The organism is Arthrobacter sp. 18067 (genome assembly GCF_902706295.1).
Taxonomy (GTDB): domain Bacteria; phylum Actinomycetota; class Actinomycetes; order Actinomycetales; family Micrococcaceae; genus Arthrobacter.
Genome location: NZ_CACSJJ010000004.1, coordinates 199658 through 223195 on the forward strand (window position 1 = coordinate 199658; position 23538 = coordinate 223195).

Below are 23538 nucleotides of genomic sequence, written 5' to 3' on the forward strand. Positions count from 1 at the left end.
AAAACGTGCCCGCAATATATGGAGTGGCGGAACCCGGCAAGTCATGACGCGAATCCCACGTTGTGGCCCAAGTCATGGCTCCCTATCAGTACCGTGGACAGCCTCCCGGCGCTCTGAGCGAAATTGCTGGTTCCATGTCGGAGCCCGTCTATAGAGTGGCCACATGAGCCACGTATCTTCGGTCCCTGCCAGCGCCCCGGAAACAGCGGTCGCGCCCCCTGTCGCAAAGCGCATCCCCACCCGCCGCGAACACCACGGCGACATCTTCGTGGACAACTACGAGTGGCTCAGGGAAAAGGAGTCCGCCGAAGTCGTGGACCATTTGAAGGCCGAGAACACATACCAGGAAGCGGTCACGGCGCACCAGGAACCGTTGCGCGAGGCGATGTTCCAGGAGATCAAGGGCCGTACCCAGGAGACGGACCTGTCCGTACCCAGCCGCAAGGACGGCTGGTGGTACTACAGCCGATCGGTGGAGGGCAAGGAGTACAGCATCCAGTGCCGCGTCCTGGCGTCGAATACCGGGGATCCAGTAGCCGATTGGACTCCTCCGTCGGTGGAGCCCGGCGTCGAAATCGACGGTGAGCAGGTGCTTCTGGACGGCAACATTGAAGCCGAGGGCCAACCGTTCTTCAGCGTCGGCGGCGCTGCCGTCACGGTGGACGGGAAGCTCTACGCCTACGCCGTGGACAACTCAGGCGACGAACGGTTCACCCTCCGGATCAAGGATCTGCGCACCGGCGAACTCCTCCCGGACGTCATCGAGGACATTTTCTACGGGGTGGCCTTTTCCCCCGATGGCAGCCGCCTGTTCTACACCGTGGTGGATGATTCGTGGCGCCCCTACCAGGTAAAGGCACACGTCCTGGGCACTCCGGTCAGCGAGGATGAGGTTCTCTACCAGGAGGACGACGTCGCCATGTGGCTTGGCTTCGATCTTTCCTCCGACCGCCGCCATCTGGTGCTCAGCATCGGCTGTTCCGAGTTCAGCGAGACCCAACTCCTCCGCTTCGACCAGTACGCTGACGGCCTGAGCACCGTCATCTCCCGCGACCACCACCTTCTTTACGAGGCCGAGCCCTTCCTCCTGGACGGCAAAGAGACCCTGCTCCTGACCCATAACAAGGACGCCATCAACTCGATGGTGAGCCTGGTGGACCCGGCCGAACTCGCCAGGCCGCTGGCAGAGCAGAACTGGCGTACCGTCGTCGAACATTCGGACGACGTACGCGTGAACGGCGCGGGCGTCACGTCCACGCATTTGGTGTTGTCCGTCCGCAAGGACACCATCGAGCGCGTTCAGGTGCTCCCCCTGGCCGGCCTTGGCACCGCGACCCAGGGCGCACCGGTTGAGCCTGCCTTTGATGAAGAGCTCTACACCGCCGGGGTCTCAGGGTCCGACTACGACGCTCCCGTCATCCGCATGGGCTACACCTCCTATTTCACGCCGTCGCGCGTCTACGACTTCGTGTTGCCCACTGCCGATCTTCCGGCCGGCCAGCTGCTGCTCCGCAAGGAGAGCCCGGTCCTGGGCGGTTACTCCGCGCAGGATTACGTCGCCACCCGTGAATGGGCAACGGCCGACGACGGCACACGCGTCCCGTTGTCAGTGCTTCGTCACGCTTCGGTTCAGCAGGACGGCACGGCCGCTGGACTGGTGTACGGCTACGGCTCGTACGAGATGAGCATGGATCCCGGCTTCGGCATAGCCCGCTTGTCGCTTCTGGACCGCGGAATCGTCATGGTGATTGCCCATATCCGGGGCGGCGGTGAACTCGGCCGGCAGTGGTACGAGGATGGCAAGAAGCTCACCAAGAAGAACACTTTCACTGACTTCATCGCGGCCACCGACTGGCTGGCAGGGTCGGGCTGGGCGGACCCTGCGCGCATCGCTGCCATGGGCGGATCCGCCGGCGGCTTGCTCATGGGTGCCATCGCCAACATGGCCCCGGAAAAGTATGTTGCCGTGGTGGCCCAGGTGCCATTCGTGGACGCATTGACCACCATCTTGGATCCGGAGCTTCCATTGTCCGCCCTGGAATGGGAGGAATGGGGCAACCCGATCACGGACCCCGAGGCCTACGCCTACATGAAGTCCTACACTCCCTACGAGAATGTGGGGGCGGTGGCCTACCCCAAAATCGCCGCGGTAACGTCTTTCAACGACACCCGTGTGCTGTACGTCGAACCAGCCAAGTGGGTTCAGGCGCTGCGCTCCGTTTCCACAGGTTCCGAGCCAATCGTCATGAAGATCGAGATGGACGGTGGGCACGGCGGCGCATCGGGCAGGTATGTCCAGTGGCGTGAGCGCGCATGGGACTACGCATTTGTTGCCGACTCCGTGGGCGCCACCAAGTTGCTGCCCGGAGCCGGTCTGAAGTAGGAGTTGGTCAGTTCCGGCGCGCCCGCAGCAGTGCGAAGTAACCCGGGATCACGTCCGGGGCAGACGGGTTGCTGAGCGGGCGCGTCTCGATGCTCGCCGAGCCTTCCTCCACAAGGTTCCAGTCCGCCGTCGGGAAGGCCTTCGCGCGTTGCGCGGCCCCGAAGCGGCCCGGCATCGGCAGCCCGCGAATGGCCCACTCAAGAGGCGCCGGGATGGAATCGCGGGTGGCGCCGAGGTGGCTGACGTAGTCCACCGGCGTTCCGGGAAAATTGGTTTCGGCCAGGAACACTCCTCCGCGGGTCCCGACGACGGGCAACAGGTTCGCCGCCAACTCTGACCGGCCGTTCCGGTCCAGTACGTGCAGGACGCCGCGAATGAAGACATTGGCGTCCCCGGTCCAGCCCACTGCTTCAAGTGCCGTTGCGACTGTATGCGCAGCGTCAGGTGCCGTCATGTCGCACACGGCAAATGACGCCGTCGTTATCCCCGCTGACTCCAGCCGTGCGCGGTCGACGGCATTTGCGGAGTAGTCGAGCCCCAGCGCGTGCGGGAAGTGCTGCGCCAGCAGCCGGGTGAAGCTGCCATTGCCGCAGCCAACGTCCACCACAGGCAATGCCGGGTCCAACTCCGCCAACTTGGGGAGGTAGCCCAGGAGTTCGTGGTCGCTGCCCGAGTCCCACAGCACATCGCCAGTGGCGCCGGTTGAGCGGATGTCACCCCAGAACTGGTCCCAGGCCGTTCGGGCGTCCTTGGGTGCGGCGGAAGAGAGCCTGATGAGGCGTGGAATCAGCAGGTACTTCCTGAGGGCGGAGAACATTCTCCAAATATAAGTGGCGCTAGGCCTCCACCAGCCACTCCAACGCCTCTGTTTCGGATGTGAAGAACTTGGTAGGGCACGGGGGTTTCATGATGCCCAGGAAAAAATTGGCAATGACCCTGTCCACCGGTGACGAGCCCCAGAGCGCGATGCGGTTGGCCTGGCAAGGCTTGGCAAACACAGAGCGGGCACCGCGGGTGACATCGTCCGTGGTTGCCATGTCCACAATCATCGGGTGGCGCTCCTGGCCGCAGAGCTCATTGACCCGGTCCATGGCCCGTTGGGCGTCCGCTTCCTGGATCCTGGCCCCGCGCGGCCAGGTCAAGCGAAGGATGCCCTGTTCCTCGAGCTCCAATTGAAACGACACCTGTTGATGATCCTGCGGTGTTGCTGGGTGGTCCACAGTGCTCCTTGCGCGATTGGTGGTGCTGCAGGGGAGGCGGACGTGGCTCCCGAGCTGACACCCTCAAGGCTGACGAATCCGGGAGACAAAGTAAAGATGTGGCCTGCGACTCATCCCGCCCATTTGACGCACGGCCACCTTTGTCCTCAAGGCCGCTGATAGGGTGTTGCCAAATCATGAAATACCGTGAGTGAAACGTTGGAACGGAAGGGGCTCAGTGGGCGAGACCGTTGCCGACGTACAGCATGCCCGGTCTGCCGTAGTGGCGGATTCAGAAAGTGACCGTTTGGCCGCGACCACGGCCGCACTTTCCTCAGCGGGTTTCACGGTCTTCCCTGCCCCGGATGCTGAGTCTTTGGCCTCGCAAATCCAGAAGCACAACCCCTCGGTGGTCGTGGCCCAGAGCGCCCTTGCGCATGGATTGCGCAACCCCGGAGTTCCGATGCTGCTGATCGTCGCCGCACAGGAAATTGTGGACCTTGAGGAAGTGGAGTCCTGGCGGGTAGCGGACTACGTCATCAGCCCGGTGCGGGCAGGGGAAGTTGTCCACCGGGTTGAAACCCTGATCGGCCGGGCCACCGAACGCTCACGCTCCCGCGGCGAAATCGAAGCGCTGCGGGAAAGCCTCCGCAATGTCTCCTCGGCAATACGGGAGACCAACGATCCCCAACTGATCGCAGACCACGTGGTCCGCGGCTTCGGCGAGGCGCTGGGAGTCGACCACGTCTGGTTCGCTACGTTCCGGGACGAACGCGTCCCCAGCATCCGGGCGCAGTGGAACCGTCCCGGCCTTCCGTTGCTGCCCGCCCGGCTGGGCGACAGCGAGAACGCCATTATCGAGACGGCCAACAAGCTTTGGGCGGAGGCGGACGTCCTCGCCGTCACGGACCACCGGGAGGACCCCGACTCAAAGATTGCCAAGGCGCTGCGGGAATGGTCCGGTGACCTCAACCCCGTGTCCACTGTCCTTCTCCCAGTGGGTGAAGGCGCCTCTGCAATGGGTATCATCCTGCTGTCCACCGTGGAGGAACGGCACGATTGGACCCGACCCGAGATTGCGTTGATGCAGCATGTGGCTGGAAATGTGGCCCACGGCCTCATCCAGGGCCATCTCATCAGCGCCCAGCAACGCGTCCTCCACCAGCTGAGGCAGTTGGATAAGGCCAAGACCGATTTCCTGGCCACAGTAAACCACGAGCTCCGGACACCCCTGACCTCCATCACCGCATATCTGGACATGATCCAGGACGGGACCGGCGGGCCTGTTCCTGAAGGCATCAGCAAGATGCTGGATGTCATTGCCCGGAACTCCAACCGCCTCCGCAGGCTCATCGAGGACATGCTCACGGTGTCCATGCAGGACGGCAGCAACCTGGACCTCAAACCGGTGGATATCGCAAAGCTCCTCCAAGTCGTGGTGGCAACGCTGCGGCCCCTGGCAGAGTCCCGGCACGTCTCAGTGTCCTTTACCGAAGGGACTGAGGACATCGAAGTCACGGCCGACGAAGCAAAGCTGGAACAGGTGTTCACCAACATCGTGGCCAACGCCATCAAGTTCACTCCCGAGGGTGGCCGGGTGGGCATCACCAGTTCAGTCTCGACTTCCGAGAACGGCGGACTCGCGCTGGTCCGGATCGCAGACAACGGTTTGGGCATCCCGGAACACGATCTCCCGCACATCTTCACCCGCTTCTACCGGGCCTCCAACGCCACGTCCGCGGCTGTCCCAGGCAGCGGGCTCGGTTTGGCAATCGCCCACGACATCATCAGCCGCCATATGGGACGCCTCCTCCTGGATTCCACTCTGGGCTCCGGGACCACGGTGTCCGTGGAGTTGCCGGTTGGTGGGCCTTAGTGGATCTTCCGCCCCAATTCACCTTGGGACGGTAGCGACTACTCCCCGCCCTGCTCGGCTGACCAGTGTTGATACAGGGCTTCGGGGTCTGCAGCGATGAGCTGAAGGTGACCGCAGTGCCGGCACACGAATACTCTGAGCGACACGGCCCGGACCTTTCCGAATACTCGGGCAGACTCCGCCGTAGCCACCAAGACCTCGCCTTTTCCCATGCCCGTCTCCGGGTACAGATACAGCGGACCGAACATTGAATCCGCTGTACAGGCCACACAGACCTGAGGAGGCTCTGGCTTCGCTTCGTTCATGCGCCAACACTAGCCCTACGCCCCTCATTCCGGATCTGCGCACTTGGTCAGGAACAGTGGTCCGTCCGAATCCCGATGTGACAGCCGTGTCAACGTGGGCTTCGAACATGCGCCCGATGGTCACTAATGCTCGACATACTGCGAAACAAAAACTGATGCCCCGGGCAGCAGCCCAGGGCATCAATTTATGTCATATGGCCTTGAGAGGCGCTCCCCCAATGTTTAGTTCGGCCACCAACCGATGCTGGTGGTGTTCGTCTTAGGCGTGGTGATGCTGTTAGGCCACCAGCCGATTGCCGTGCTGTCCTGCGTAGGCTCGGCATTAGCCGGGGCAGCGAATCCCGTTACTGCCAGAACCGCCGCCATGAGCAGGGTTGCCGCAAATTTTTTCATCCGCTATGCCCTTTCGTACTGATGCGAATTTGTTGTCTGTGACTTGAATAAAGTCACGGTGCAAACTATACGAGCTTTTCTTCCGCAATGACATGGATAATGGGCACATGCAAAGTCCGCACCTCGCCTCCCACCTCGTTGCCGGTCTAACGGCACGCGCCAAGTGGAAGGAACGGGACTTCGATGAGGCCTATCGGCTGGCAGGCGACGCTGCCGGACTCTCCATCATCGCCGGAGATGACGAATCCTGGTGGGACATGCGGTACCTTCAGGCCGAGTGCCTCCGGGACCAAGGGCGCATTGAGGAATTCCTCACCATGGCCATGGAACTCAATGGCCACAACCTGACCTCGGCTTCACCGGAACTCGGTGCCAAGGCAGGCACCATGGTTGCCGTGGCATTCCAAGGTTTGGGCCGGCTTCCCGAAGCCGCGGCCATGGCCGCCGATGCGGCCAAACTGGCAGCCGGGGACGCCGAATTGGTGTACGTCCAGATCCTTGCCCAGCGCGCATTGATCGCTGCTTTGGCGGAAAGCCGCTTGTTGGACGATGCCTGGCGGGAATGCTTGGTGCTGGAAACACTACTGACCGACGACGTGGACGAAGACACCGCCGGAAAGGGTTATTGGGTTATCGGCAACGTCGCTTTCCTTGCCGACCGCGTTGCTGATGGCGGGCGCTATCACGATCTTGCGGCCGAACGGCTATCACCGTCAAAGGACGTTGACTTGTGGGCCCGTTTCAACAGGGCTTCGGCGGAAATGCGGCTTCAGGCAAAGCTCAGTGACGCAGCAACCCTGCGTTGCATTGAAAGGGCTGAGCTGGCCACAGACATTGTTGGCGGCTCCGAACGGGACCACTTGGAAATGTCCCTGGTGCGCGCCCACTGGTATTTCCTCAGCGGCGATTTGCACCAAGCCACGGCAATCCTTGTGCCGCTTTGCGCCCGATCATCCATTCTGGCCACGCAAACCTCCGCCGAGGCTCATTTCCTCTTGGCCCGGACCTTTCTGGAATCCGGTATGCGTGAAGATGCCCTGACTATGTTCGATGAGGCCGCAGCACTGTTCGAACAAGCAGCGTTGCCCGAACGCAGCGCTGCGGTCAGGGAGTATCTTCGCCATAGCGATGAGCAACGAGGCGAGCCACACAAGGGGTGAGCATGTCCGAAGGAAAAATGTACTCCGGCAACGACCCTCGTTTGGGACTGCTTCTGGAAGGCATCGTCAGGCTGGCCGCCGGGGACCTCAACACCAGGATCGAAGTCTCGGACGCGCGCGATGAAATCGATGCCGTGATCATGGGTACCAACCTCCTTGCTGAAGACCTCCAGATCGTTTATGAAGAACTGGAGCAAAGGGTGCAGGCCCGGACGCAGCAGCTCAACGAGGCCCATCTGGCAATGCAGCACATGGCCATGACCGACCCCCTGACAGGGCTGAACAACCGCTCAGCTTTTGCCACCGCCCTCAGCGAAGCCCAGGCCAGCGGGGCCGAAAGCGGCCGAAGGGCAGCCATCCTCCTGCTGGACATGGACGGGTTCAAAGCAATCAACGACTCCCTGGGACACACCATTGGGGACAAGGTCCTGGAAACGGTGGCCAATAGGATCACAGGTGCCGTCCGCGACCAGGACATGGTTGCCCGCATGGGCGGCGACGAATTCGCGGTGCTGATTCCCGACGTGACCCCTGCGATATCCGCCTCCATCGGCAACCGGATTCTCGCTGCGGTTGTGAGCCCCATGGAGATTGAGGGCCATCACCTCCGCTGCGGTGCCAGCATGGGCCTTCGGATGGCTGACCCCGGCCATCGCGCGGAGGAACTGATGATGGAAGCGGACATCGCCATGTACGAGTCCAAGGCTGATGGACGTGGCAAGCTCAAGGTCTTTGAGCCGGCAATGCTGCATGCCCGCCAGATGCGGAACCAATTGGTGGGCGAACTCAAAGAGGCAATCGCTGGTTCGCAGCTGGTGCTCTACTACCAGCCGATCATCAGGCTGGATACCCGCGAAATCGAAGGGGCGGAGGCCTTGGTCCGCTGGAACCATCCCACCCGCGGCCTCATCATGCCGGACGAGTTCATTCCCATTGCCGAGGAAACCGGGATGATCTCAGACCTGGGTGGCTGGGTGCTCCGCACCGCCGTCGAACAACTGAAGCAATGGCGCACCGACCCCCTCACGTCGGGCCACGACTTCAGCATGCGCATCAACGTTTCGGCGGCCGACCTGCAACGGCTGGAGTTCATCGAGGACGTCCGGGAGGCTTTAGCCTCGGCGGAGTTGGACCCCTCGCTCCTGGTCCTGGAGCTGACCGAGAGCGCAGTCATTCAGGGCAACGACCTGGACCGCTACACGCTCAACAGCCTGCGCCGTTTGGGAGTGGGGCTGGAAATCGACGACTTCGGCACCGGTTATTCCTCCATCAGCTACCTTCGCCAGCTGCCTGTGGACACGGTCAAAGTGGACCGGACCCTGCTGTCAGCCCTGGGCAGCGACCCGTCGCAACCGGCCCTCCTTGCGGCAGTGCTGCAACTGATCCGTGCCTGCGGATTGGCTGCCGTGTGGGAGGGCGTGGAAACCGCCGATCAGGCCGATTACCTCCTGAGCATCGGTTGCACCAGTGGCCAGGGCTACTACTTCAGCAGGCCGTTGCCTGAAGCGCAGTTGACCGACCAGTTGAAGCACCACAAGACCTGGCCAGTCAGCTGATGGTCCGCGTCCAGGGATGGTGCCGCGTGCGCCACTCCGAGTCCAGGATCGCGTAGATATTTTCAGTGGCCCATTGGCCCTTGTAGTGCCAGTTGTCCACCAACGTTGCTTCCAGCCGCATGCCCAGACGCTTGCAGATGCCTGCCGAACCGGTGTTGAGCGCGTCCAGCTTTGCGTCTATCCGGTGGAAAGCCAGTTTCTCGAAGGCCAGCTTCATGACAGCCTCTGCCGCCTCCGTGGCAATCCCATGGCCTCGCGCCTCGGGATGCAGTATCCAGCCCAGCTCCCCTTGTCCGGTGCCTTCCAGCCATTTCAGGACCACCTCGCCCATCAAGCCAGGCTGGTCCTTACGCTCGATGGCAAGGCAGATCCAGTCTCCCTCCTGGTTGAATTCGAAGTTTGCGTACCGGCCCAGGACTTCCATGGACTTGGTCTTGGTCAGCTCGTTGCGCAGCAGGAACCGGGCAGTTTCAGGAAGTGACTGGTAACCGTGGAAACGTTCGAGGTCTTCAGCCTCGAAGCGCCGCAGGATGAGTCGGTCAGTGATGATGGGAAGCTCAATTTCGGGCATGTGTCCGAGGCTACTAGGTGCAGGCGAATACTGGTCCAGTCTTGACACGTGACGCGATCTGGGATTACCTAATGAACATTCGGTAAATAAAGCTGGAGGCAATGACGCATGGTTGAAACAACCCTCTCCGGTGCATCGCACCACATCCTGACGAACGACTACGCGTCCGAATGGATGGGCATTGAGGTCCTCAAGCTCGACGACGGCCACGCCACCATCCGGATGCACCTCCGCCAGGAGATGCTCAACGGATTCGGCATGGCCCACGGCGGAATGATCTTCGCCTTCGGTGACACAGCCTTCGCGCTGGCCTGCAACCCGGCCAACCCCACGCCCAAGCAAGCCGCCAACATCACGGTGGCGTCCGGCGTCGACATCAACTTCATCAAGCCGGCGTTCCAGGGCCAGGTGATCACCGCCGTCGCAAACCGCCGCGCGAGTACCGGCCGAAGCGGCCTGTACGACATCCAGATCTACGCCGCTACCCCTGACGACAACGCCGCCCCCGACACCGAGCCCGGCGAACTCATCGCTGAGTTCCGTGGCCGCAGCCGCACCATCTCCAAGAAGTAGGAAACCGATGACCCAGAACACCGTGGCCGCACCTGCCGCTACCACCTCCAAGGCCAGTGCCCCTGTGCTGGACCGCGAAGAAACAATCTCCCGCGACGAACTCGAGGCCCTGCAGCTCACCCGCCTCCAGCACACGGTCGCCTATGCCTACGATCGCGTGCCGCTATACAAGCGCAAGTTCGACGAAACCGGCGTGCACCCGTCGGACCTCAAAGAACTCAGCGACCTCGGAAAGTTCCCCTACACCACCAAAGAGGACCTCCGCCTGGAGTACCCGTTCGGGATGTTCGCCGTGCCGCAGGACCAGGTAGCGCGCATCCACGCCAGCTCAGGCACCACCGGGCGCCCCACAGTGGTGGGTTACACCAAGAACGACCTCGCCAATTGGGCAACCCTCGTCGCGCGCTCCTTCCGCGCCTCCGGCGTCCGCCCCGGAATGAAAGTCCACAACGCCTACGGCTACGGCCTGTTCACAGGTGGTCTGGGCGCACACGCGGGCGCTGAAGCGCTCGGCTGCACGGTCATCCCCATCTCCGGCGGCCAGACCGAACGCCAGATCCAGCTCATCCAGGACTTCAAGCCGGACGCCATCCTGGCCACGCCCACGTACCTGCTGACCATCGCGGACGCCATGGCACACCAGGGCATCGACCCCACGTCGACCTCGCTGAAGTACGCAGTGCTCGGCGCAGAGCCGTGGACCGAAGAGATGCGTCACGAACTCGAAGTCACCATGAACATCAAGGCCTCGGACATCTACGGACTCTCTGAAGTCATGGGCCCGGGCGTCGCCGGCGAAGCAGTTGAGACGCAGGACGGCTGCCACATCTGGGAAGACCACTTCCGCCCGGAAATCATCGACCCCTTTGACCACTCCACGGTCCTGGCAGACGGCGAACCCGGCGAACTCGTCTTCACATCCTTGACCAAGGAAGCGTTGCCCATCATCCGCTACCGCACCAAGGACCTCACGCGTCTGCTGCCCGGCACAGCCCGGCCCGCGCACCGCCGCATGGGACGCATCACCGGCCGCAGCGACGACATGATCATCCTCCGCGGCGTAAACCTGTTCCCTTCGCAGATCGAGGAAATCGCCCTCCGCATTCCCGAGCTCAGCCCGCACTTCCAGCTCGAGATCACCCGCCCCGAAGGCAAGCGCATGGATTCGCTGACGGTCAAGATCGAGCGCCGTGAGAACGTTCCGTCAGAGGCAGGCACGACGGCGGCACACACCTTGCGCGAGCAGATCAAGATTCACGTGGGGTCATCTTGCGTGGTTGATGTTGTGGAGCCAGGTTCGCTCGAGCGCTCCAACGGCAAGCTTCGTCGGATCTACGACATGCGTCCGAAGGGCTGAACGCCCGCCCCGTTGAGATCGTGAGAAAATGCCAGCATGCCTACTGAGACCACCACCAAGCGCGGACGGCCCGGTTATGACCAGCAGTCGGTGCTCCGCATCGCCGTCGACGTCTTCAACCGCCACGGGTACGATGCTACGTCCATGGGCATCCTGGCCGAGAACCTTGGGATCTCGAAGTCAGCCATCTACCATCACGTGCCGTCCAAGGGCGATCTCCTGAAGCTCGCCCTGGACCACGCGTTGGGTGGTTTGGAGGCAATCCTCGAGGAGCCGTCTGCGACCAGCGGGCCGGCCGACGCCAGGCTTGAGTTCGTACTTCGGCAGACCATTGCCGTGCTGGTGGACAGGCTGCCCTTCGTGACCCTGCTCCTGCGTTTGCGTGGCAACACAGAGATTGAACGGGACGCACTGGAACGCCGCCGCGCGTTCGACCATAAAGTTGCTGCCCTGATTTCCGCAGCCCGCGAGGACGGTTCGCTGCGCCAGGATATCGATCCCCGCACCGTTACCCGCCTGCTGTTCGGCACCATCAACTCGATCGTGGAGTGGTACAAGCCAGGCGGCTCGCTGTCCCCGGAGAAGCTCGCGGACGACGTTATCACCATGGCCTTCGACGGGCTCCACACGGCCGCCTGACCACCTCCGCGGCCCAACGCCCGCTCACCTCCCGTCGGCTTTTTGGCGACCCTCTCTCACCATCCACGCCCTTGGGCGGATCCCTCTCTCACCTCTCGTCGACCTTTTGGCGAGCCTCTCTCACCCTTTGTGGTAGCCAGTTGCCGCCGTCATAAGCCGTAACGCCGAAGCGCTTCCCCACTGGAGTAGGGAAGCGCTTCGGCGTTAGTGAGAGAGCATCCGCCCCAAACACCCAATTAGGTGAGAGAGCATCCGCCCAAACACCCAATTAGGTGAGAGAGGGTTACTTCTCCACAAGGGTCAGAACGTCGTAGGTGGCTACGATTTCGTCGTTCTGGTTGGTCAGGACGGCGTCCCAGGCCACCTCACCGTATTCATCAGTCTCGCGCGGGGTGATCTTCTTGGCCGTCAGGGTGACACGGATGGAGTCGCCGGCCGCAACGGGCGTGATGAAGCGCAGGTTCTCCAGGCCGTAGTTGGCCAGGACCGGACCCGGTGCAGGCTCGACAAACAGCCCGGCAGCCCAGCTCAACAGCAGGTAGCCATGGGCCACGATGCCGGGGAAGAACGGGTTGGCTTCGGCGGCTTCCTGGTTGGTGTGCGCGTAGAAGGTGTCGCCCGTGGAGTTCGCGAAGGCAGTGATGTCCTCGAGCTTGACCTCACGGAGTTCCGAGCGGACGGCGTCGCCGATGCGCAAGGTTGAGAGGTGCTTCCGGAACGGGTGCTCCCCCTCGGTTTCCACCGTGAAGTTGCGGTCGGCTCCTGTGTGCCACTGGCCGGTAACAGCAGTGAGCATATTTGGGGAGCCCTGGATGGCCGTGCGCTGCATGTGGTGCATGACGGAGCGGATGCCACCCAGTTCCTCGCCACCGCCAGCGCGGCCGGGACCGCCGTGGACCAGGTGCGGGACTGGCGAGCCGTGACCGGTGGACGAGCGGGCGTCTTCCCGGTTGAGCATATGGACGCGGCCGTGGTGGGCAGCGATACCGGTGACGAGTTCGCGGGCCACGGCGGGATCGTTGGTGCACACGGAAGCTACCAGGGAACCGGAGCCACGGGCCGCCAGTCGGATGGCGTCAGCAAGGTCCGAATAGCCGATGACGGAAGATACGGGTCCGAACGCTTCAAGCGAGTGGACTTCTTCGGTTTCGGCGTCAGCCCAGCTCAGGAGGACCGGGGACATGAAAGCGCCGTCCTCCACCACACCCACGGTGCCGCCAACAGAGGTGACCGACGGCGTATCGAGAGATCCGTACGCAAGCTCACCGCCGGCGTCGAGCATTGATTGAACAGCCGCGCGGACGTCGGCGAGCTGTTCCAGCGACGCCAAGGCGCCCATGGTGACGCCCTCTGCGCGGGGGTCACCGACGACGACGCGCTCTTTGATGCGGGCGCCGACGGCGGCAGCAACCTCAGCGGTGAGCTGCTGCGGCACGATGATGCGGCGGATGGCGGTGCACTTCTGGCCGGCTTTGACGGTCATCTCGGTGACCACTGCCTTGACGAAGGCGTCGAACTCGGGCGTGCCAGGAACGGCGTCAGGGCCGAGGATTGCCGCGTTCAGGGAGTCGGTTTCAGACGTGAAGCGGACCCCGCCCTGAACAACATTGCTGTGGCTCTTCAACGAGTTGGCGGTGGATGCCGAGCCCGTGAAGGATACGAGGTCGCGGTAGTCGAGCTCGTCCAGGATGGTCCGGGCCGAACCGGAGATGAGCTGCAGCGACCCGGCCGGGAGGATGCCCGACTCAACGATTGCCTTGACGGCCGCGGCAGCGACGTAGCCCGTGGGCGTAGCGGGTTTCACGATGGTGGGAACGCCGGCCAGGAATGCGGGAGCAAACTTCTCCAACATGCCCCAGACCGGGAAGTTGAAGGCGTTGATCTGCACCGCGACGCCGGGAATGCGGGTGTAGATGTGCTCACCGGCGAAGGAGCCATCCTTGGACAGCACCTCCATGGGACCGTCCACCACGACCTGCGAATTGGGCAGCTCGCGGCGTCCTTTGGAGCCGAAGGTGAACAGCACGCCGATACCGCCGTCGATGTCGATCATGTTGTCGATCTTGGTGGCACCGCTCTGCGAAGAAGACTCGTACAGCTCCTCGCGCCGGCCGTTGAGGTACTGGGCAAGCTCCTTGAGCTTGAGGGCGCGCTGATGGAACGTCAGCCTCCCGAGTTCAGCCTGGCCTGTGGTGCGGGCGTAATTTACGACGGCGGCAAGGTCCAGTCCGTCGGTGCTCACGTTGGCCAGGACTTCTCCGGTGCTGGCATCGCGAACCAGGACCTTCTTGGCGTCTGGCGCCGGGGTCCACCAGGCATCCTGAACGTAACTGGGGACGGTTGCAACGGCTGTGGTTTCCGGGGCGACTGCGGTAGTGGTCATCGTCGACGGGTCCTTCCAAGGCACGTGAAATCGGCACGGTCAATGCTGACTGGAGCCAACATTACTGACCGGCCGTTCGGTAATATATACAGGGTACATGAATGCCCGGAGGAGTACAGCAGTAATTTCCAGGGACGCCGAAGGGCCGGCCCCTTTGTGGGGAGCCGACCCTTCGTTTCGCTTGTTTGGACGCCGAAGCTAGATGGCGCCGAATTTGGTGTTGTAGCGGAACATGAACGCTGCCATCGCGTCACGATTCACCGGCTGCAACGGACGGAACGACTTAGTGTTTCCCGCCTCAGCCCAGCCCGTGGAAATCCCCTGCGCAGCAAGCCAGGTGATCTCCTTATAGAACTGCGCACCCACCGGAACATCAACAAACGGCGAAACCTTAGGCGCCGTGAACTCCGGCTCCCCCGCCAACCGGTACATGAACGCAGCCATCGCATCACGGTTCACCGGCTGCAACGGCCGATACGTCGTGGACTTATCAGCCTCAACCCACCCCGTGGAAACACCCTTATCCGCCAGCCACGTGATCTCCTTGTAGAACTGCGTACCAACAGGAAGATCCTTGAACGGAGTCACCACAGGAGCCGTAAAAGCAGGCTTGCCCGCCAACCGATACATGAACGCAGCCATCGCATCACGATTCACCGGAGACAACGGCTGATACGTCCGGGACCCATTCGCCTCCCACCCCGTGGAAATACCCTTATCCGCCAACCACTGGATCTCATCCTGGAACTGCGCCCCCAACGGAACGTCATCAAAACCACGAGTACCCTGGCTCGCCGTGGCATAACTCAACGTCCCAATATCCGTGTTCCTGCCCACCGCGGTAGCAACCGACCTGGCATTGGCCTCAGCAAGGACGTTCCCCGAGAAAATCGGGCCCCCCTGTCCCTCGGGCTCAGCAACTACGAAGTAGAACCCCGAGGTCAGGCCGGTAACCTTGAACGTCCCATCAGCTGCTGTCCTTCCCGGACGAGTAGTGAAGGACCCATCCTTGGTGTAGACACGGATCGGCACCTCGCTCAACGGAGCTCCATTAGCACCGAGGACCTTGCCCGTAAGGGTTCCGCCCACGCGAACGGTTGCATTGATGTTCGAGGCGGTCTGTCCGGCAGCAACCGCCACGGGCGTGGCATTGGCTGCGCCCCCGGATTCAGGAAGGTCCTTGTACAGCTGGCCCTCGTAGGTGGTCCAGTACCCCTTGGTGCGGTTGAACTCGACCTTGTAGGAACCGGGCAGCAGGTTCTTTAGGGAGTAGGTGGTCTGCGACGTTTCCATGACTGTGGAAGAAGCCACTGTACCGTTCGCAGTCACCGCTGTTATGCCCATCCCCGGGCCACTCATCGACGGGCCCGGCGCGGGTGACCCGGCGACGGAACCAGAGATAGTGGCAGCGGCAACTGCGGAGTCTTGGATTCCAGTGAGCTTTTGACCGTCGGTCACGGTGATCCAGGGCGACTTGGCAGGGTCAGCAACCCCCTTGTGCCACATGTTGGCCCACGTGTCGTTAAAGGCGCGGTAATGGAGCTTGTACGTGCCAGCCTTGAGACCACCAATCGTGAAGTTTCCCAAGTTGTCCGAGCTGAGGAAGGCTGATCCTGCGAAATCGTTCAGGGCGAAGTCCGGGCCGGCCTCCACCATGACCTGGCCGTTGTAGGCAACAGCACCAGCCGGAACCGAGAGCTTTCCAGAGATCATTGCGGCCGGTTTCAGCGTTTGATCGATGCCGCTGGTGGTGGCACCCTCTGTAACTTTCACCGGTGTCGCCGCCCCGCCCGGAGACGTCGAATAAGAGGCGCGCAACACGGGCGAGGGCTCAGGAGAGTAGCTGAAGCCCACTTCATGTGCGCCGGTAGGCAACCCGATCACTGTGTATGTGCCGTCTGCTGCTGGATTGGCGGGCAATCCAGCATTGGCGTTAACGCTGACCTTGGTCACGTCCACGCCGGCAGGTACGGTGACCTTTCCTGAGATTTTGCCGCCGATGGTCAAAGTCTGGTTGATCCCGGTCACCGCCGCACCGGCCGCAACGGGAACGACCGTCGCTTGGCTTTCCTTATAACCTCCATACCAAGTGGAGGTGAGTCCGGGCTCGGCAAAGGTACTAAAGCTGACTTTGTACTGCCCGGCTTCGAGCCCGGTGAGAGCGAAGGTGCCGTTGGCTTGCACTTGGGCATAACTGTACGACGGGCTGAAGGTTTGTACCGTAATTTTCGTTACGTCAAAGCCCGCGGGAACAGTGACCGTTCCTGAAATACTTCCCGTGGCCGCTGCAAACGCCGGGGACGCAAACCCAGCGGGCAGTGCGCCCAGAATAAGTGCTGCTAACAGTGTGAGAGCGAGCCGAAAACGGCCGCGAGAAATACCCCTCATGGGTCCCCCAATTTTCATGCGAATGAAGGGGTCGCTGGGTTGGCGACCCGTCGCGATCCTAGTGCATGAAAAAGGGTTATTCGAAACGCCGGATTTTTATGAAGTGATAGAGCACTTCGGTGAGGTCTTAGCCCCGACCACCGAGCTTCTTCACCAACAGGAGCGGCTTTTTGAGGAACTCCCCTACGCTGGTCCGGACAACAATGGTCTGGTTTAGGGCGTCGAGCCGCTCCAGCACGTGGTCGAGCTTGGCGGCGGCTTCGTCGAGGCGACGCTGCTGGGCACGGATCAGCTCCTCCTGCTCGGCCAGGACTTGCGTCAGGTACAACATGCCGCCGAGCCCGCCCTGTGCAACGCCCTCCCGGAGGTGTTCATCGCGGACCAGGGCATCGTAGCGGGCGTGGTCGGCGGCCTTGGCGAAGATGCTGTTGCCGTCATGGCCCTCGGACTCAGGCCGCTGCGACCAGAAGGCGAGGGGTTCGCCGTCGAGGAATCCAACGCGTGAGTGGCTGAGGACCCGCAGGTGGAACTCCCAGTCGCCCACCACAGGGAGGTCCTCGTTGTAGTAGCCCACGGCATCGTGGAGGCTGCGACGGTACAGGAAGGAAATAGGGACAGCCCTGTTGATCTTCAGCATGTCGGCAAGGGTGATCTGCTGCATGTCCGCCCAAAAGATCTCGCGCCGGATCGGTTCAATCCGGTCCGCCACGAGCTCTTCGATGACGATCTCGGTGCGGACCATGACGCCGCTCTCGGCTCCGTGGGCAGGATCATCCAGGTAGGCGACAGTGCTCTCCAGGAAGTTCGGCGCCCAAAAGTCATCGTCGTCGTGGATCACGATGAAGTCGCCTGAGCCGGCTTTGATCCCTGCGTTGGAGGCGGCCTCCATTCCCACGGATTCACCATGGTGGAGCGTGATGATGCGTTCCCGCTCGGCTTCAGGCCGCTGGGAGGTGAGGCGATCGACGTCGGCCGGGTCGCCGCCGTCGTTCACGATCACCAACTCGAAGTCCCGGAAAGTCTGCGCGAAAATGTCGTCCAGGGCCCGGGCCAGGAAAATCGGGCGGTTCTTGGTACGGGTCACAATGGTGACGCGGGCACCGGCATTCATGGCTGGTCCATTCCGTTCGGGAAGTGTGATCAATCCTGCATGTTAGCAGCGCCCGGAAGCCCGGAGCCCAGCTTTGCCCGAACCGCCGCGATCTCAACCTCAGTGACGCCGTTGCTCGTCAGGAAAGCGACCGCGTCAATCGAACCAAGGAAGTCCCGTAGGCTCGCCCGCCGCTGCACCAGCATTGCTTCAAGGTCGTCGCCGGAAAGGTACGGATCATGGGCGTGAGGCGCCCCATGTGTCCGGTGCCGCTCGTTGATCCCGCGGGCAGCGAGCTCATACCCACGAACGATCTCCTCTTCGCCGATGCCTGCCAGCCGCTGGAGGATCAGGGCGATCACCCCGCTGCGGTCCCTGCCCGCCGAGCAATGAACCACTACTTTCCCCGGGGACGCCGCAATGGCTGTGAACACGGCGGCAATCTTCTCCCCGAAAAGCTGCAAATAATCACCGTACTGCGCCGGGTCCTTCAGATAGGGGCCGAACAGCTCGCTGAAATCGCTATGGTCCGGATCCTCCGTTGGGCAATGGACGACGTCGATACGCGCCTTAACGTGGTCCGGCACCTCGGGATCGGTATCGCGTTGGCGACGCTCGCGGGAGGCGCGAAGATCGATCACGGTGCGGACGCCGTCGTCGTACATCTGCTGCCAACCGGTCCCGGTAACCCATTCGTGCCGACCCATCCGGTAAACGTCTCCCGCAATTTGCCAGGCGTTGACGGCGCCTTCCCATCGAACAGCTTGGTCAGGTGAAGTTGTCCCATCCATAGGAGCCAGCTAAGCACATTGAGCGTGGCGGTGAGAGCTTGTCACCGGGGGTTAGCTCTCGGGACAATCACGCAGGCTTACTGCCGAAAACTCACCCCTCGGCGGGCTGGTACTTCGCCAGCCGGAACTCGAGGCCGTTCCGGACAGCCGGCCATTCGTGCTCCAGGATGGAGAACACCACGGTGTCGCGGAGGGCACCGTCCGCGCTGCGCGAGTGATTCCGGAGCACGCCGTCCTGCTTCGCGCCGAGCCGGGCAATCGCGTCACGGGACTGCTGGTTCAACCAGTGCGTGCGGAATTCCACGGCCGGGCAACCCAGTGTTTCGAAGGCGTGCTGCAGGAGCAACAGCTTGGAATCCGGGTTGGTTCCACTGCCGTGCGCCGAAGCAGCATTCCACGTCGAACCGATCTCCACCCGCGGCGTTACGGCGTCGATATTCATGTACGTGGTCATGCCGATGAGCTTGCCCGTCGCCGTGGACCGCGTGGCAAACGGCAGCATGGAACCCTTGGCTTGCAGGTCCAAGCGCCTGTCGATCTCAGCGGCCATGCCCTCGGGCGTAGGGACCGAGGTGTACCAAAGCTTCCAGAGGTCGCCGTCGCGCGCTGCATCCACGAGGCCGTCATGGTGTTCCTGGCTCAACGGTTCCAGCGTCACGAATTTTCCGGTCAGGGTGATGGGTTCGATTGAAGTCACCCGGTTAGCCTAACCGCCCGTGGGCGTCAGTCGTTCCAGTCGAAGAAGCCCTTGCCTGTCTTGCGTCCGAGCTCGCCGCGCGCCACTTTGTCCCGCAGGATCTGCGGCGGAGCGAAACGGTCGCCCAGCGTGGAGTGCAGGTATTCGGCGATGCCCAGCCGGACATCCAAGCCAACAATGTCGGTGGTCTTCAGCGGGCCAGTAGGGTGCTTGTAGCCGAGAACCATGGCGGCATCGATGTCTTCTGCGGACGCCACACCTTCCTCCACCATGCGCATGGCCTCGAGGGCAATCGCCACACCCAGGCGGGAGGACGCGAACCCGGGCGCGTCATTGACGACGACGGCGGTCTTGCCAAGTGCCTCGGTCCAGCTTTTCGCCGCGGCAGCGAGTTCGGGAGACGTTTCCTCAGCCAGCACCACCTCAATCAGGGTAGAGGCAGGCACCGGGTTGAAGAAGTGCAGACCCACAAAGTTGGCGGGCCGGCGAAGTTCGTTGGCGAGTCCGGTGACCGAGAGCGATGACGTGTTCGACGCCAGGAAAGCGTCAGCGGACAAGTGCTCCTCCACAGCCTTGAGGGCGGTGACCTTCAGGGCATAGTCCTCTGGCACAGCCTCCACCACAAGGCCGCAGTGGATGAACGATTCGTAGTCAGTGGAGGTGCTGAAGCGGGACATGGCCTCTTCGGGGGTCTCGCTCAAGGTTCCACGGGCTGCGGACTTGGCAACCGCCTCGGCCACGCGGCCTTGCGCTCCGGCGGCTGCCTCGTGGTCGCGCTCCACCACGATCACGGTGGCACCCTTGGTGAGGAAGGCGTGTGCGATGCCGGCACCCATCCGGCCACCGCCCAAGACTCCGACGACGTGCGGGATGGCGGGAACTGCTGTCATTTCTGGGTCCTGTCATGCGTGGGAGCGTCAGTGTCTCGCGAAGCTTTAGCCGATTTCTTATCGAGGAAAGCCTGCATGCGATCAAACTTGGCCTGGGATTCAAACAGAATTCCCTGGGCAAGTGTGTCAATCAGCGGGTGGGCTTCAGCCGGGGCGTGGAACACCGACTTGGTGATGCGGACCGCCAACGGGTCCTGACGTCCGATCCGGTCCGCCAGCTTGTGGGCGGCATCCATCAATTCCGGGGCCTCATGGATTTCCGTGATGAGGCTGATCCGCAGTGCTTCCTCAGCCCACAGCACAGCGCCGGCCAAGAGAATCTCCTTGGCCTTCGGCTCGCCCACAAGCTCCTTGAGTCGCCAGCTGGCACCCGCCGCGGCCAGGATCCCCAAGCCGGTTTCCGGGTTGCCGATCCGGACACTTGGCGTGCCGATACGGAAGTCGGCTGCATATGCCAGTTCAGCACCCCCGCCCAGGCAGTAACCATCCAAGGCCGCGATGACGGGCATAGGCAGCTTGGCGATACGGACGAAGATGGTGGAGTTAATCCCCTGCAATGCGTCATCCCGACGGCGTTCCCGCAACTGGCCGATATCGGCACCGGAGGCAAACACCCCCTCCGTTCCGGCGATGATGAGTACCTTGGGGCTCCGCTCCAGTTCAGCGCAGACCAGGTGGAGCTCGTCCACCATTTTCTGGTCAATCGCATTGCGGACCTCGGGGCGGTTCAGGAGAACGGTGAGGCGGTCTTCGCGCTCCTCGATGAGGAGCGTGCTGAAGTCTTCCGGGTTCAGTGCCATTACACGCCTTCCAGCAGCATCGCGGTGCCTTGCCCGACGCCGATGCACATCGTCGCCAAACCAAGCTTGGGTCCATTCGAGGAGGCGAGTTCGCGCTCCATCCGGCCCAGCAGCGTAATCGCGATACGCGAGCCGCTGGAACCGAGCGGGTGCCCCAAGCTGATGGCCCCGCCGTCGTTGTTCACAATGTCAGGGTTCAAACCAAGGCGACGCATGCTCGCGAGTGACTGAGTGGCGAAAGCCTCGTTGAGCTCCACGGCGCCAAGCTGATCCGCGCTGAGGCCCGTACGCGCAAGGATTTTCTGAGTGGCCGGAACAGGACCGATGCCCATGATTTCCGGCTCACAACCCGCCGAAGCACCGTCGATGATGCGGGCACGTGGGATGAGGCCGAACTTCTTAATGGCTGCTTCCGACGCGACGATGATGGCCGACGCGCCATCGTTCAGGGTGGAAGAGTTGCCTGCCGTCACCACGGATCCGCCGGGGACAACAGGCCGCAGCTTGGCCAGGACGTCCATGGTGGTGCCCTCGCGGGGACCTTCATCGGTGTCCACCACGGTCTCGGATTTACGTGTCTTGACCGTCACAGGAACGATTTCGTCCTTGAAGCGACCGCCGGCAATGGCTGCCAGGGCGCGCTCGTGCGAGCGAACAGCGAAGGCGTCAGCATCCTCGCGGGAGATGTTATCCACACGGCCCACTTCCTCGGCCGTTTCCGGCATCGAGTAGGTCATCTTGCCGTCGCGGGAGAGCTCGCCTTTGGTGAAGAGCGGGTTGGCAAAGCGCCAGCCGATGGACGTGTCGAAGATCTGGCCCGGCTTGGCGAACGCCGTGGCCGGCTTCTCCTGGACCCACGGAGCGCGGCTCATGGACTCGACGCCGCCGGCCACCACGATGTCCGCAGCACCGGACTTGATCATGTGGCTGGCCATGATGATCGCGCTGAGGCCCGAGGCGCACAGGCGGTTCACCGTGATGCCAGGGATGTGGAGGGGAAGTCCCGCCAGAATGGTGGCCATGCGTGCGACGTTGCGGTTCTCCTCGCCTGCCCCGTTGGCGTTGCCGAGGATCACCTCGTCAATTGAGTCAGGGTCGACGCCGGCACGCGCCACCGCTTCCCTGACCACCAACGCTGCGAGATCGTCCGGGCGGACGGAGGACAGTGCCCCACCGTAGCGACCTACAGGCGTACGTGCGCCGCCAACAAGAAAAGCCTCGACCATGAGAACATCCTTCGCGAAGTGAAAGGGACCGGCCTTGGAATAATATACCGACCGTTCGTTCTATAAAGATTACACGGCCCGGCGGGCCGGTCAACAGGAGAAGCCTTCCGTTAAGCCGGCCCAACCGCCGCATCACACTACCCGGATCCCCAAGTGACCGGCCAGCAGCGGCGCCATGAGGCTCAGCTGATAGTCATCGATGATCACGCCCGCCAGCCCGGCCAAACCGTTGATGCCGCGGAACTCGGAGGTTCGCAGATCCACGTCCTTCAGCTTCGCTCCCGTGACGTCCAGCGTGCCGATGGTGCAGTTCTTCAAGGCGATCCTGGTCCCGGCGCAACCGCCGAGATCGAGCTCGTTGATGATGCAGTCGGAGATCTGGACATCCATGAGCTTGGAGCCGCGCAGATTCACGTAGTCCAGCTTGCCGCCATCGATTCGAACGGAACGCCAATTTCCCTCATACAGTTCTGCCGAGCCCCACCGCGGATTGCTGATTTCCACGTCCTGCCAGGAACTTCGCGCAGCAGTGAAGACCGGCGCATACGGCTCGGCGAGGATGCACTCGCGGAACGTGGCGCCTCGCAATTGGGCCTCGTTGAAGGAGACACCGTTCAACTCGCATTCGATAAAGTCGGAGCCGCTCAGCTCCTCCCCATCAGCGGAGACCTTGGTGAACCTGAGGCCGTCGTACCGTTCGCCACGCTGGAAGTCCGGGGCGTCGTCGTCGCGCAGTTCTTCCAAACGGACCGGTGAGATCTTAGGGGCCGCAACCTTCGCAGCCGCCATCAGAGGGATTCCGCCTTCGCTGCGATCTCCGTCAGGTCCTTGGCGAGGGCCTTGCGCGTCATGCTCATTCCGATCTTCCCGAACAGCGCCATGGTGATCTTGCTGAGCAGCGTCGGGTTGATGACCTCAGCGCCGAAGGTGAGCGACAGGTCCGTGCCGCCGTCGCGCTCGTTCAGGCTGAAGCGGGTGGTGTAGTCCGCGCCCCCTTGGAGCGCCTTGATGGTGGTACTGCGGGGCGGGTCGGTATGGGAGACCCACATCTCGACCGTTTCCTGCCTGCCCATCATGGTGCGGGTCTCTTTCCAGCGGGTGCCCTCGCCGTAGGGGCCCTCGCTGAGCATCTGGATGGCGTTGATGCCCGAGAGCGTGCCAGCCGAGCCTGGAATGTCCGAGATGACGGCCCAGACCTTGTCCGGACTGGCCTTAATGTGCTGCGTGAGGGTGGTGGTGTGTTCCATACATCGAGCCTAGA

At 62.5% G+C, this 23538-nt stretch carries 21 protein-coding genes; 7 read left to right on the forward strand and 14 right to left on the reverse strand.

What is annotated here, in order from left to right; translation table 11 throughout:
- Positions 1-163 precede the first annotated feature (163 nt).
- A complete protein-coding gene (locus GVL04_RS06180; protein ID WP_159701123.1) occupies positions 164-2383 on the forward strand; it encodes a S9 family peptidase in 2220 nt (739 codons plus the stop codon).
- 7 nt (positions 2384-2390) lie between these two features.
- On the opposite strand, the gene GVL04_RS06185 is transcribed toward GVL04_RS06180, so the two are convergent.
- Complete coding sequence (locus tag GVL04_RS06185; protein ID WP_159701126.1) at positions 2391-3200, reverse strand: class I SAM-dependent methyltransferase; 810 nt, start codon at positions 3198-3200, stop codon at positions 2391-2393.
- 19 nt (positions 3201-3219) lie between these two features.
- On the reverse strand, positions 3220-3603 hold the full coding sequence (locus GVL04_RS06190) for an STAS/SEC14 domain-containing protein (RefSeq protein ID WP_159701129.1): 384 nt from the start codon (positions 3601-3603) through the stop codon (positions 3220-3222).
- Between the two features lie 217 nt (positions 3604-3820).
- Between GVL04_RS06190 and GVL04_RS06195 the strand changes: the two genes are divergently transcribed.
- Positions 3821-5458: an ATP-binding protein gene (locus GVL04_RS06195; RefSeq protein WP_159701132.1), complete on the forward strand. Its 1638-nt coding sequence runs from the start codon at positions 3821-3823 to the stop codon at positions 5456-5458.
- A 527-nt stretch (positions 5459-5985) separates the two neighbouring features.
- On the opposite strand, the gene GVL04_RS24495 is transcribed toward GVL04_RS06195, so the two are convergent.
- Entirely contained in the window at positions 5986-6156 is a 171-nt protein-coding gene (locus GVL04_RS24495) for a hypothetical protein (RefSeq protein WP_200846764.1), read from the reverse strand.
- Positions 6157-6263: 107 nt separating this feature from the next.
- Here GVL04_RS24495 and GVL04_RS06200 point away from each other — a divergent pair, with 107 nt between their 5' ends.
- Positions 6264-7316: a hypothetical protein gene (locus GVL04_RS06200; RefSeq protein WP_159701134.1), complete on the forward strand. Its 1053-nt coding sequence runs from the start codon at positions 6264-6266 to the stop codon at positions 7314-7316.
- A gap of 2 nt (positions 7317-7318) precedes the next feature.
- Entirely contained in the window at positions 7319-8872 is a 1554-nt protein-coding gene (locus tag GVL04_RS06205; protein ID WP_159701137.1) for a bifunctional diguanylate cyclase/phosphodiesterase, read from the forward strand.
- On the opposite strand, the gene GVL04_RS06210 is transcribed toward GVL04_RS06205, so the two are convergent.
- Complete coding sequence (locus GVL04_RS06210; RefSeq protein WP_159701140.1) at positions 8865-9443, reverse strand: GNAT family N-acetyltransferase; 579 nt, start codon at positions 9441-9443, stop codon at positions 8865-8867. The two genes, GVL04_RS06205 and GVL04_RS06210, sit on opposite strands and share 8 nt — an antisense overlap.
- Positions 9444-9551: 108 nt before the next feature.
- Between GVL04_RS06210 and GVL04_RS06215 the strand changes: the two genes are divergently transcribed.
- Genes GVL04_RS06215 through GVL04_RS06225 form a run of 3 tightly spaced genes read left to right on the forward strand, consistent with a single transcriptional unit; the run spans position 9552 to position 12012 of the window.
- A complete protein-coding gene (locus tag GVL04_RS06215) occupies positions 9552-10016 on the forward strand; it encodes a hotdog fold thioesterase (protein ID WP_159701143.1) in 465 nt (154 codons plus the stop codon).
- Between the two features lie 7 nt (positions 10017-10023).
- Entirely contained in the window at positions 10024-11373 is a 1350-nt protein-coding gene (gene paaK, locus GVL04_RS06220) for a phenylacetate--CoA ligase PaaK (RefSeq protein WP_159701146.1), read from the forward strand.
- A 36-nt stretch (positions 11374-11409) separates the two neighbouring features.
- The gene (locus tag GVL04_RS06225; RefSeq protein WP_159701149.1) at positions 11410-12012 is read left to right on the forward strand and encodes a TetR/AcrR family transcriptional regulator; all 603 of its coding nucleotides are present in this window, start codon (positions 11410-11412) and stop codon (positions 12010-12012) included.
- Positions 12013-12295: 283 nt separating this feature from the next.
- Here the strand turns inward: GVL04_RS06225 and paaZ are convergent, their stop codons facing one another.
- The 10 genes from paaZ to GVL04_RS06275 form a co-directional block, all read right to left on the reverse strand.
- The gene (gene paaZ / locus GVL04_RS06230) at positions 12296-14395 is read right to left on the reverse strand and encodes a phenylacetic acid degradation bifunctional protein PaaZ (RefSeq protein ID WP_159701152.1); all 2100 of its coding nucleotides are present in this window, start codon (positions 14393-14395) and stop codon (positions 12296-12298) included.
- Between the two features lie 198 nt (positions 14396-14593).
- Positions 14594-16783, reverse strand: coding sequence for a collagen binding domain-containing protein (locus GVL04_RS06235; protein WP_159701155.1), 2190 nt, complete (start codon positions 16781-16783; stop codon positions 14594-14596).
- A gap of 127 nt (positions 16784-16910) precedes the next feature.
- Positions 16911-17894 carry a glycosyltransferase family A protein gene (locus GVL04_RS06240; protein ID WP_159701158.1) on the reverse strand — a complete coding sequence of 328 codons (984 nt, stop codon included), beginning with the start codon at positions 17892-17894 and terminating at the stop codon, positions 16911-16913.
- 29 nt (positions 17895-17923) lie between these two features.
- Entirely contained in the window at positions 17924-18664 is a 741-nt protein-coding gene (locus GVL04_RS06245; RefSeq protein WP_159701161.1) for a tyrosine-protein phosphatase, read from the reverse strand.
- Positions 18665-18755: 91 nt separating this feature from the next.
- Positions 18756-19361: a GNAT family N-acetyltransferase gene (locus GVL04_RS06250; RefSeq protein WP_159701164.1), complete on the reverse strand. Its 606-nt coding sequence runs from the start codon at positions 19359-19361 to the stop codon at positions 18756-18758.
- A 26-nt stretch (positions 19362-19387) separates the two neighbouring features.
- The gene (locus tag GVL04_RS06255) at positions 19388-20251 is read right to left on the reverse strand and encodes a 3-hydroxyacyl-CoA dehydrogenase family protein (protein ID WP_159701167.1); all 864 of its coding nucleotides are present in this window, start codon (positions 20249-20251) and stop codon (positions 19388-19390) included.
- Positions 20248-21051, reverse strand: coding sequence for an enoyl-CoA hydratase/isomerase family protein (locus tag GVL04_RS06260; RefSeq protein WP_159701170.1), 804 nt, complete (start codon positions 21049-21051; stop codon positions 20248-20250). The genes GVL04_RS06255 and GVL04_RS06260 overlap by 4 nt, the downstream gene beginning before the upstream one ends.
- The gene (locus GVL04_RS06265; protein WP_159701173.1) at positions 21051-22277 is read right to left on the reverse strand and encodes an acetyl-CoA C-acyltransferase; all 1227 of its coding nucleotides are present in this window, start codon (positions 22275-22277) and stop codon (positions 21051-21053) included. The genes GVL04_RS06260 and GVL04_RS06265 overlap by 1 nt, the downstream gene beginning before the upstream one ends.
- Positions 22278-22409: 132 nt before the next feature.
- Positions 22410-23066: a pentapeptide repeat-containing protein gene (locus tag GVL04_RS06270; protein ID WP_159701176.1), complete on the reverse strand. Its 657-nt coding sequence runs from the start codon at positions 23064-23066 to the stop codon at positions 22410-22412.
- Entirely contained in the window at positions 23066-23524 is a 459-nt protein-coding gene (locus GVL04_RS06275; RefSeq protein WP_159701179.1) for an SRPBCC family protein, read from the reverse strand. Before GVL04_RS06275 ends, GVL04_RS06270 begins: the two co-directional genes overlap by 1 nt.
- Between the last annotated feature and the right edge of the window lie 14 nt (positions 23525-23538).

Coding starts and splice junctions, on each gene's coding strand:
- GVL04_RS06180 (WP_159701123.1), top strand. CDS start 164: ATGAGCCACGTATCTTCGGTCCCTGCCAGCGCCCCGGAAACAGCGGTC.
- GVL04_RS06185 (WP_159701126.1), bottom strand. CDS start 3,200: ATGTTCTCCGCCCTCAGGAAGTACCTGCTGATTCCACGCCTCATCAGG.
- GVL04_RS24495 (WP_200846764.1), bottom strand. CDS start 6,156: ATGAAAAAATTTGCGGCAACCCTGCTCATGGCGGCGGTTCTGGCAGTA.
- GVL04_RS06200 (WP_159701134.1), top strand. CDS start 6,264: ATGCAAAGTCCGCACCTCGCCTCCCACCTCGTTGCCGGTCTAACGGCA.
- GVL04_RS06205 (WP_159701137.1), top strand. CDS start 7,319: ATGTCCGAAGGAAAAATGTACTCCGGCAACGACCCTCGTTTGGGACTG.
- GVL04_RS06210 (WP_159701140.1), bottom strand. CDS start 9,443: ATGCCCGAAATTGAGCTTCCCATCATCACTGACCGACTCATCCTGCGG.
- GVL04_RS06215 (WP_159701143.1), top strand. CDS start 9,552: ATGGTTGAAACAACCCTCTCCGGTGCATCGCACCACATCCTGACGAAC.
- paaK (WP_159701146.1), top strand. CDS start 10,024: ATGACCCAGAACACCGTGGCCGCACCTGCCGCTACCACCTCCAAGGCC.
- GVL04_RS06225 (WP_159701149.1), top strand. CDS start 11,410: ATGCCTACTGAGACCACCACCAAGCGCGGACGGCCCGGTTATGACCAG.
- paaZ (WP_159701152.1), bottom strand. CDS start 14,395: ATGACCACTACCGCAGTCGCCCCGGAAACCACAGCCGTTGCAACCGTC.
- GVL04_RS06235 (WP_159701155.1), bottom strand. CDS start 16,783: ATGAGGGGTATTTCTCGCGGCCGTTTTCGGCTCGCTCTCACACTGTTA.
- GVL04_RS06240 (WP_159701158.1), bottom strand. CDS start 17,894: ATGAATGCCGGTGCCCGCGTCACCATTGTGACCCGTACCAAGAACCGC.
- GVL04_RS06245 (WP_159701161.1), bottom strand. CDS start 18,664: ATGGATGGGACAACTTCACCTGACCAAGCTGTTCGATGGGAAGGCGCC.
- GVL04_RS06255 (WP_159701167.1), bottom strand. CDS start 20,251: ATGACAGCAGTTCCCGCCATCCCGCACGTCGTCGGAGTCTTGGGCGGT.
- GVL04_RS06260 (WP_159701170.1), bottom strand. CDS start 21,051: ATGGCACTGAACCCGGAAGACTTCAGCACGCTCCTCATCGAGGAGCGC.
- GVL04_RS06265 (WP_159701173.1), bottom strand. CDS start 22,277: ATGGTCGAGGCTTTTCTTGTTGGCGGCGCACGTACGCCTGTAGGTCGC.
- GVL04_RS06270 (WP_159701176.1), bottom strand. CDS start 23,066: ATGGCGGCTGCGAAGGTTGCGGCCCCTAAGATCTCACCGGTCCGTTTG.
- GVL04_RS06275 (WP_159701179.1), bottom strand. CDS start 23,524: ATGGAACACACCACCACCCTCACGCAGCACATTAAGGCCAGTCCGGAC.